Below are 2025 nucleotides of genomic sequence, written 5' to 3'. Positions count from 1 at the left end.
TGGTGAGGGATTCTATACCCTGAATATCTTTCCGGGATTAAGAATGTTGTTAGGGTCGAGAGCCTGTTTTACGCGTTTCATCAGGTTAACCGCTTCCGGACCGCAGGAATAAGGTAGGAACTCGCGCTTCAACAGTCCGATCCCGTGCTCGGCGGATATCGAACCTTGCCAATCGCGGACTGCGCCATAGAGCACCTCATCCATTTCTTGAATGGGCATTGGGTCTGCCTCGAGCTGAATGACTACGTGGAGGTTGGCATCAGCGACGTGGCCATAGTAGAAGATTTTCGCCGCAGGCCAGCGCGCAGCTAGTCGCGCCTTCGATTCGATCATGAAGGTGCCCATCTTTCCGATGGGAATGCTTACGTCAAACGAGACATAAGGCGCAGAGCTACGCGCGAGGCCTTCGCGGATCGCCCACAGGTTCTGGGATTGCCCGCGCGATTGAGCGATCACGACATCATCGACGATCCCTCCTTCCAGCGCTGAGGCGATTACTCTTTCGAGACGAACTATCTCCTCTGCGGAATCATGTCCTAGTGTCTCGACCAGGACGTAAGCACCATGAGTGGCTTGGAGGGGTGCTGAACGGCCCGCGCAGCCAAATGCATAGTGTTCTCGGCACATCATTTCGAACGCCGACATGGCTCCGCCCAATTGAGACCGCAGGAGCCGCAGCAAACTTAGCACTTGTTCAAAATCCCTGACGCCACAAAGTGCGGTACAGACGGCGTGCTGCTTGGCCGATAATTTCAAGACGGCGCGTGTAATGACGCCAAGCGTCCCTTCGCTGCCGACAAAGAGCTGCTTGATATCGTACCCGGCATTGTTCTTCACCATCTTATTGAGCGCGCTTACAACAGTGCCGTCCGCCAACACCACTTCCAAACCGAGCAACAGGTCCCGAGTCATGCCAAACCGGAGGACGTGGTAACCCCCAGCGTTGGTGGAAACGTTGCCGCCAATCTGGCAAGTACCACGCGCTCCAAGATCGAGCGGAAAAAACAAGCCGACCTTGTCGGCCGCTTCCTGGATTACCTGGAGCGGCACTCCCGCTTGGACCGTGATGGTCGCAGCATCGGCGTCAATTTCCTCAATGCGGCGCATTCGTTCAAGCGACAGCAGCACGCATCCGCACACCGGAGTGGCCCCACCGGCGAGGCCGGTGAGGCCGCCCTGTGGCACCACCGGGACCCGCATTCCGTTGCACAACTTCAGGATGGCTGCTACCTGCAAGGTGTTGCGCGGGTAGACGACTGCTGCTGGCAGTTCATCAGACGGACTAGCGACAGCGAAATCCTGAAGATGTCGTGGCTCGATATCGCGACCAGTACGAATGCAGCTAACGCCAAGAAGCGCCGTCAGCTCAGCCACAAGATCGGTCGAAAGAGTTTGCATTCACTCTCCTCGATGAGGGACCTGAGCCGCAGCCGCGGAGCATCACAGCGCAGTCAACCCTAGCGCGGATGCAAGCCGGCGAATTTGCGTGTCCCAGGCGCCGTGACGCAGCTCCATAGCCTTGGCGCGTTCCGACCAGAGGTGCAGGTCGAATTCGACCATCAAGCCCATAGCCCCGTGCAGCTGATGAGCCGTCAGCGTCGCAAACTTATACGCCTCATTAGCCTTGAACTTGGCGATCGCTGTTTCCCGTTCCGCAATCCGTCCGTCACCCACACGCGAAACCGCCTGGTACGCCGCAAGCCGAGCGCCTTCGACGGCAATGTGCATGTTCGCGACGTGGTGTTGCGCTGCCTGAAAACTAGCGATGGGTCGACCAAACTGATGTCTATCCATGGTATAGGCAACAGTTCGATCAATGACCGCCTGGGCTCCGCCAATCATGTCCATGCAATGGAGTACTGTCGTGGCATTGGATGTCCAGCGGAGATCGTCATGACCCAAGCCTTTGCCTTCACCGAAAACATTGGCAGCGCCCAACTCTACACCATTCAGATCGAGACGGCACTGGTTGTCGCGCGCAAACGTCGCGCGTCGTCGCGCCGAGATTGCCTCCCGAGGTAGGAG

The 2025-nt window shown here is 57.7% G+C and carries 2 protein-coding genes; both read right to left on the bottom strand.

The features are described 5' to 3' along the window. Nucleotides 1-12: 12 nt before the first annotated feature. A complete protein-coding gene (locus tag QMZ05_RS40715) occupies nucleotides 13-1398 on the bottom strand; it encodes an FAD-binding oxidoreductase (protein ID WP_353705875.1) in 1386 nt (461 codons plus the stop codon). 42 nt (nucleotides 1399-1440) lie between these two features. Further along, the coding region (locus QMZ05_RS40710) for an acyl-CoA dehydrogenase family protein (protein ID WP_353705874.1) at nucleotides 1441-2025 on the bottom strand (585 nt) is incomplete at its 5' end.

The organism is Bradyrhizobium sp. INPA03-11B (genome assembly GCF_040446015.1).
GTDB classification, from domain to species: Bacteria; Pseudomonadota; Alphaproteobacteria; order Rhizobiales; family Xanthobacteraceae; genus Bradyrhizobium; species Bradyrhizobium macuxiense_A.
Note: the sequence above shows the minus strand (reverse complement) of the source record. Positions and strands in the feature narration are given on the sequence as shown.